The 7424-nt window shown below is 66.1% G+C and carries 7 protein-coding genes and 1 pseudogene; 6 read left to right on the top strand and 2 right to left on the bottom strand.

Going from position 1 to position 7424, the window contains the following annotated elements:
• Positions 1-342 (bottom strand): hypothetical protein (locus tag AC5RW2_RS39190; RefSeq protein WP_493986724.1); only part of this gene is annotated, 342 nt, incomplete at its 3' end.
• Between the two features lie 86 nt (positions 343-428).
• Here AC5RW2_RS39190 and AC5RW2_RS39185 point away from each other — a divergent pair.
• The 3 genes and pseudogenes from AC5RW2_RS39185 to AC5RW2_RS39175 all read left to right on the top strand — a co-directional run bounded on the left by AC5RW2_RS39185 (position 429) and on the right by AC5RW2_RS39175 (position 4387).
• Positions 429-1055, top strand: coding sequence for a dihydrofolate reductase family protein (locus tag AC5RW2_RS39185; RefSeq protein WP_493986723.1), 627 nt, complete (start codon positions 429-431; stop codon positions 1053-1055).
• A 487-nt stretch (positions 1056-1542) separates the two neighbouring features.
• Positions 1543-2780: pseudogene (locus tag AC5RW2_RS39180) on the top strand (IS110 family RNA-guided transposase).
• 221 nt (positions 2781-3001) lie between these two features.
• Positions 3002-4387: a hypothetical protein gene (locus tag AC5RW2_RS39175; RefSeq protein WP_494075197.1), complete on the top strand. Its 1386-nt coding sequence runs from the start codon at positions 3002-3004 to the stop codon at positions 4385-4387.
• A gap of 244 nt (positions 4388-4631) precedes the next feature.
• Here AC5RW2_RS39175 and AC5RW2_RS39170 read toward each other — a convergent pair whose 3' ends face one another.
• A complete protein-coding gene (locus AC5RW2_RS39170; protein WP_493986608.1) occupies positions 4632-4841 on the bottom strand; it encodes a hypothetical protein in 210 nt (69 codons plus the stop codon).
• A 292-nt stretch (positions 4842-5133) separates the two neighbouring features.
• On the opposite strand from AC5RW2_RS39170, the gene AC5RW2_RS39165 reads away from it, so the two are divergent.
• The 3 genes from AC5RW2_RS39165 to AC5RW2_RS39155 all read left to right on the top strand — a co-directional run.
• A complete protein-coding gene (locus AC5RW2_RS39165; protein ID WP_493986607.1) occupies positions 5134-5775 on the top strand; it encodes a TetR/AcrR family transcriptional regulator in 642 nt (213 codons plus the stop codon).
• 491 nt (positions 5776-6266) lie between these two features.
• Positions 6267-6431 (top strand): hypothetical protein, encoded by a 165-nt coding sequence (locus AC5RW2_RS39160; RefSeq protein WP_493986606.1) that lies wholly within the window; start codon positions 6267-6269, stop codon positions 6429-6431.
• Between the two features lie 68 nt (positions 6432-6499).
• On the top strand, positions 6500-7424 hold a 925-nt coding region (locus AC5RW2_RS39155), incomplete at its 3' end, for an MFS transporter (RefSeq protein WP_494075196.1).

Raw genomic sequence — 7424 nt, 5'->3', positions numbered from 1 at the left:
GCAGTACCCGGCAGAGACTGCTTCAGCCGAAACCTGAAGCGGCACTGCAGAAGACAGGAAAAGAAAACCGACAGTGAATGCTGTCTGCACCTCCCACACATGCAATGCAGCTGGCTGTCCGGTCTCACTGAAGTTGGCAATGCTGACCTGGGGTCTTGCCAAGCAAACTGAGATAGATCGCGCTGCTGCCGTCTTACTTGAGTTGGCAATTCCGTATGCATCTCTCGCCCGGTAGACCACCGACCGGTCCGAGCCGGTCCGCGCCTCGCGTACTACGAGACCGTCCTCCTCCAGCTCCTTGAGCGCGAGACCGCAGAACTGGCCGTAGTCCCGCGTACGCACGACCCGATGCTAACCCGTAGATAAACACCTGAAAGTGTGCTTCTTTAGAGCAAGTAGCGCAGATCCAGAGGGGGTGTGATCACGACATGAGATTGACGACGACGACCAACGTCTCGGTGGACGGCGTGATGCAGGGGCTGGGCGGACCGGACGAAGACCGCACCGGCGGCTTCGACCGCGGCGGATGGGCCATACCGCTTCTCGACACCGGAACGGGGGACTATCTCAACCAGATCTACGGCGGCGCGGCCGCGTTCCTGTTCGGCCGGCGGACGTACGAGATCTTCGCCGGCTACTGGGGAGCGATGACCGACCCGAGCGCGAACCCGATCGCCGCCGCGCTGAACAGCCGGCCCAAGTACGTGGCATCGACCAGCCTCACCGACCCGAAGTGGGCGGGCACGACTGTCCTGACCGGTGACGTCGCCGCAGCCGTCGTTGATCTGAAAACGCAGCAGGAGGGCGAACTGCTGGTGCCCGGCAGCGGTGCCCTCGTCCGATGGCTGCTCGCCAGTGACCTGGTCGACCAGCTCGACCTGCTCATCTATCCCGTCGTCGTCGGCCAGGGCGCACGGCTGTTCCCCGATTCCGGTCCGGACATCGCACTCGACCTGGTCAGCTCGCGGACCACTTCCCGGGGCATAACCATCCAGACCTATCGGCCTGTCGGGCGCCCGGAGTACGGAACGTCCACGGCCGACCCGAACACATGACTTGGCCGCGCCGACCCGAGATCGCGTCGCGCAGGACACCCAAGATCCGTCCGCGCCGCGCCGGGGAACAGCCACCGCTGCCCGTCCGTGAGAGCGATCCGGTGCACGATTGCCACCTTAACTGAGACAAACCCCGAAACCCGTAGGCTGCCACCTAACTGCGAAAATGCCAACTAAATTGAGACAGCGGTCCAGGGGCGCTGCCGCGCCGTGGGGGTTGAAAGTCTGCCCGTCGCGTTCCGGGGATCCGTGGAGGCCTGACGGGACAGCGGAGGCAGCGGGATAATGCAGGTGTCCGCTGCGGCCCAAGCGCCGATTGTCCTTGGTACCGCCTGCCGGTCCGTGAGACAGCGTGGCGCGGAGGCCTTCCGCGGGAACCGTGGACTGTTGCCGTTGAGCACGAGTGTTAGTTTCCTTCTTTGTTTCCCTGTCCTTTCCGCAGCTGACACTGACACAACCACCAGCAACACCCCCAAGGGAGGGTCCCATGGACATCGTGCATGAGCGTGCCGCCGGGATCGACATCTCCAAGAAGGACGCCAGGGTCTGCATCCGGGTCCCGGGCAAACGAGCCGGGACCTTCACCTCGACGGTGACGACCTGGGGGCCGACCGCCGCTGAAGTCCTGGCCCTGCGCGACTTCCTGCTCGAGGCGCGGGTCACCACCGTGGTGATGGAATCGACCTCGGACTACTGGAAGCCTTTCTACTACGTCTTTGAAGACGTGCTGCCGGTGGTCCTGGTCAACGCCAAGGCAGCCCGCAACATCCCCGGCCGCAAGACCGATGTCTCCGACGCGGCCTGGCTGGCCCAGCTGGGCGCCCACGGGCTGCTGCGGGCCTCGTTCGTCCCGCCGGAGCCGATCCGCCAGCTGCGGGACCTGACCCGCGCCCGTACCGCGGTGGTCCGTGAGCGAGCCCGGTGCATCCAGCGGCTGGAGAAGTTCCTTGAATCCACCGGCATCAAGCTCTCCTCCACCGTCACGGACCTGACCGGTGTGTCCTCCCGTGCCATGCTCGAGGCCCTCATCGCCGGCGAACGCGCCCCGGTGGTGCTCGCGTCCCTGCCCGGGGCCCGATGCGCAGCAAGACCGCGGCCCTGACCGAGGCCCTGGTGGGCCGCTTCAGCGACCACGATGCGTTCATGGTGAGGATCTACCTGGACCAGATCGACGCCCACGGCAGGACCGTCGACGCACTCACCGAAAAGACCGAGGAGGCAATCGCCCCCTTTCGCACCGCACGGGACTTCCTGACCACCATCCCCGGGATCTCCAACACCGTCGCGGACGTGATCATCGCCGAGACAGGCGCCGACATGGCCGTGTTCGAAACCCCCGGCCGGCTCGCCTCCTGGGCCGGAGTCTGTCCCGGCTCGAACGAGTCCGCCGGCCGGGTCAGATCCTCCAAAACCCGCCCCGGCAACAAACACCTCAAAGGCGCCCTGGGCACCACGGCCCTGGCCATCTCCCACACCAAGGACACCCACCTCGGCGCCCGCTTCAAGCGGATCATGGCCCGCCGCGGCAAACCCAAGGCCATCGTCGCGACCGAACACGCCGTCCTTGCCGCGGTCTGGCACCTGCTCGCCCAGGGCGTCTGCTACGAAGATCCCGGTCCCGGCTACTACACCAGGCAGGACCCGGCCCGCGCCAGGAACAACGCCATCAAACGCCTCAATGACCTCGGCTACGACGTCACCCTCACGCCGGCCGCCGCAGCCTGACTCACCCTACTTTCGTATTAGGACACCGGGGGAAGGGCTTGGCCATGAAGATATTCGTTCCGGATCCGTCAAATCCGTCCCCGGAGTACCTGCGGTCCATCGGGGCGGCCGGGCTTCCTGCTTTGTTGAGAGCTGTGCCCGGGTCGGGGTGACAGAAAAGTCTGCACGGGTGGCCGGGTCAGGCGTAGCGTGGGGAACATAGTTTTTCGCAGGGAGCCTTGGTGGAACGCATCGATGTCGGCGTGATCCGTCTGCGGATTCTGGGCGACCGGGTCCCGGAAACCGCCGCGGCCCTCGCCTACTGGGAAAATCATCTGGACCCTGCGGGGGAACTGGTCTTCCCCCACAGTTTCAAGGGTACTCCGGTCGACCGGCACGGCCCGGTACGGACCGCCCGGTACGTGGCCCAGTTCGTCTCAGCCGAAGTGACCGGGCTCAGATGCCCAAAGTGCGGCGGTATCCTGCCCCCGGTACCGGTTACATCCCGCGCCCAGGCGCGCCGGGTGTGGCAGGACCGGCACAACCCCGACACCGGGACTGGTTGCCCGACCTGCATTCAACGGATCCGGACCTGGATCAAAGCCGCCGATCACGGCCTGCCGGCGGGCATCAGCCCGCAGACCGTTCTTGCCGCCGAGGCCCTGCGGCAGACCGGCGCCTGGGGCGAGCATATTGGCGGACAGGCCCTCATCGAGGCGCTGCCGTGCTCTGACGTGCAGCTGCTCGTGAACGACGTGCTGGTTCCCTGCGCGGCCATCGGAGAGGAGGCGGTCGATTTTTCGGCCGATGGAAAATCCTCGTTCTATCCCTCCAGAATCATCTGGATCTTCGCCGGAGACGGACCACCGGCCCAACGCCTCCGGGTTTTTGAAAAACAGCTCGATGAACGGCTCGGCCGCATTCTGACCAGCTCCTTCGAAGACATCGCCCGTGCCGCCGCCCGGTGCATCGAGGACGAGGTCCTCAATTACCTTGAAGTCAAGCTCCTTGAGCGGGACTGGCCGCAGCCAAGCGACCGGGATAAAGCCTGGGTCCGTCAGCTGGTCAATGAGCACTGGGGCCGGCTGGATCTGGCAGCGTTCTGCACCTTGATCGAAGCGGCGTTCCGCAAAGCGGGCAAGGCCAGGCTGCGACAGAACAGGATCGGCCTACAGCCGGTGACCAGTTACCTTGTCTGTGGGTTCTACACCGCCATCGAACAGACCGTCACCGGCCGGTCGGGGCCGCGCACCTATGAGAAACCGGCAGATCTGGACTATCTGCCCCGCACAGTGGCCGTCTTCGGGTCCGTCCTCAGACTCGACATCCTCCACGCCCGCCCCGAAGACATTGAGCTGCGGCGCCCCGCAGCCGCAAATGGGGACCTGCGGACCCGCATCCTGCATGTCATCGAGGTCCTCCAGCCCGATCTCAGTGACGAGCACTCTGAACTGCTGAACAGGTTCGCTGAGGTCTACTGCCGAAACGCGCTGGCCATGAACGACAGCGATGCCTTTACCGCCGCCTGCAACGGCCTGGCCTACCTGACCGGCGCGGTTCCGGCCCCGGTGCTCACTGAACTGCGCAAGGCCCTGACCGCCATACGCAACGCTGCAGCACAGCGGTAACCGGCCGTTGTTCCGTCGCCGGTTCTTTCCTCCGCCCTGTGAACCTCTTACCCGGCAATACCAAGCCAGCCTGGCTTGAAGTGTCGTCGGTGCGGTACCGGCCCCGGGCGCAGCCCGGACCGGATGCATGCAGGACCTGCCCGCCGCATCGGCTGGATGATCGTAAGGGCCACCCGGGGCCAGCGTGACTTCAGCAGTGTCCAGACCCGCGGGACGGAATGTCGCGAGCGTGGCTTCGTGGTGCTTAAGCATTGGGGGCCCGGGCGCTTTCCTTGATTCGAGCAGTCCGACCGCCCAGGGATGCCGGCGCAGCACATGACGCCGAGTGGGCCCGGCGGCGCATTTCCGTTTTCCAGTCGGCCCCGGGTTGCGGCAGTTCGATCTCGGTGAAGACGAGGTCCACGAGGCCATCCAGGATCTCTTCCTTGTTGGCCACACAGTAGTAGAGCGACATCGGCCTGGTGCCCGTGTCCTGGGCGGGCGGGCGTGTCGACAGGGCGCCGATGCCGTCCTGTCGGCCAGGGCGAGGGCGGAGCGCAGCACCTTGTCCCAGCTGAGCGAAGTGCGCTCCTGTGCGCTTCGTTCAGGTCCTGTCTGCATCCGTACTCCAGCCCCTGCTGTGGCGTACTGCCCGACTTGTTAACCATTTTGTTAACCAGCAGGCTCTACCTGGACATGTCCAAAAGATGAAAACGAGTAGTGAATGCCCTTGTCCCAACGGCTGCCGCAGGCCCTAGAGTCGGTTCATGGCCAGACCGAAGAACCCGCAGCGCAAGGACGAGCTGCTGGAACAGATCGTGGAGTACCTGCAGGACAAGCCCGTGGCCGGGCTGAGCTTCCGCACCCTGGCCGCCGGACTCGGGATCAGCGCCTACTCGCTGGTCTACCACTTCGGCGACCGCCGGCAGCTGATCCACGAGATCGTCTCGCGCATCGAGGCCCGCGCCGACCGGCTCAAGGACGAGGACGTCACCACCTGGACCCGCGCCGACTACGACGCCTGGCTGCACCGGGTGTGGACCTGGGTGGTCCATGACCGCTCCCGGCAGCTGGACCGGCTCGGGTTCGAGGCCGCCATGCTGGATCTGGTCGAGGAACACCCCGCCGGCACCGCCGGGCAGAACTTCGCGCACTGGACCGCCCGCACCCGCACCTGGCTGACCGCCCAGGGAGTGGACCCGCAGGACGCCGCGGCCGATGCCCGGCTGCTGGTCGCCTCCTTCTACGGGCTGGCCTACGACCACGTCATCAACAATGACGCGGACGCGGCCACCGACGCCTTCGAGGTCATGGTCCGGGATTTCTGGCACCGGCTGGACCGGCGCCTGAACCAGCACCGGCCCAGGCCCGAACCGCAGACCCCCGACACCGGCTCCTTCCAGCGCTGATCACCGCGCATCTGTCGCTATATGGCACGGGTGTCAGCGCCGGTTCAGCTGCCGGTGACGGGATTCTTCTTCCAGAGCCCCGGATCCGGGTTCCTGGGATATCGGGACGCAGATGGCGAAGATCCTGTCGTTGCAGCAGGCCATAGACCAGCCATAGGGCCCTGTTGTGGCTCTGTCCGTCCCCGCGCGCTCCTCTGCCGGCGGCATTACCGGGAAACACCGCGAACGGCCCGGACGGTTCAGCGGCGGTAGCCGGCGCTCAGGCCGCGCTGTCCCTTGAACGGTAAGGTTTTCCTCCCGCCTGTGCTCTGCGGCACCGGCCGGAACTGGCAGACTGAACCCGATCGGTGCTCTCCACCCAGCCTGCGAACCCGTGACCCGGACCCTGCGGCACGCCGTCCCGCGCCTGATGCTCCGGCAGACACTACTGCCTCCGCCCGAGTGTGGCTACGGACCTTGTTGGCCCGACGGGGGCGGCATACAGTTTGGACATGGACGAGTCGACAGGAAACGAGCCGGACCAGACCGGGACATCGGACACTGGTGAAGTGCCGGAGAAACAGCTGCACAGGTGGAAAGGCGAGGGCGGTGCACTGCCCCCCGAACCCGAGCCCGAACCCGAACCCACGCCGGAAGCCGAGACAGACAACACCTGAGGTGGACGGCCGCCGGCTGTTGGGTCCCTCGCGCCCTGCGGCTGGCCTGACCGAGCGACTTGATGCGGATGGAAAACGCAGGAGCCAGGCTTTACGGCCGCATCATCAAATCCGACGACGGCGCCCTGGCCGGCATGCCGGAGGATGTTCGGCGGAACGTGCCAGGCAACGGCCTCCGCCTGGTCGCTGCCACCGCTCTGCAAAACACCGGTGATCAGGTTGTCAATGCCTCAACGGTTCTGGCCTGGCTGGTGGCCTCGCTCGGCGGGCCGTCCTGGATCATTGGACTGCTTGTTCCGGTCCGTGAAGCCGGTTCGATGCTGCCTCAGGCTGCTCTGGCTCCCTGGGTGCGACGGCACCGCCAGCGGAAGTGGATCTGGGTCGTCGGTGCAGCCGGGCAGGCGGCAGCAGTAGCGGCGATGGCATTCACCGCAGCCGTAGGAACCGGCACCGCGGCCGGCGTCGCAGTTCTCCTGGAAGTGGCCGTCTTCGCCCTGGCCCGGGCGCTGACTTCCATCGCTTCCAAGGACATCCTGGGCCGCACCATCCCCCAGGGCCAGCGCGGACAGATCAATGGGATTGCTGCGTTGGCATCTGGGATTGTTGCAGTGACTGTGGGGCTGGGTCTCCGCCTGCTCGGAGGCAGCGAGGTGAATCCCGCCGCCCTGGCCGCTCTTCTTGGCATCTCTGCGGGCGCCGGGCTGGCCGCGATGCTGGTTTTCGCGCGGATCAAGGAACCTGCGCAGGCGCCGGCGGGGAACAACGACGGGGGCTGGCTCGCCCGTTCCTGGAACCTGCTGCGGGCGGATGCACCCTTCCGGAAATTCGTGGGCGTGCGCGCATTGCTGCTGGTCTCCGCCCTGAGTCCGCCGTTCATTGTGGCCATGGCTGAAGAGCAGGGTGCCGGCGGCCTGGGCGGGCTGGGACCATTTGTGATTGCTTCCGGTTTGGCCGGGATCATCGGCGGCCGTCTGGCGGGGCGGCTCGCCGACC

This window comes from Arthrobacter sp. B0316-1-20, assembly GCF_059091865.1.
This window is presented reverse-complemented; position numbering and strand designations above follow the sequence as displayed.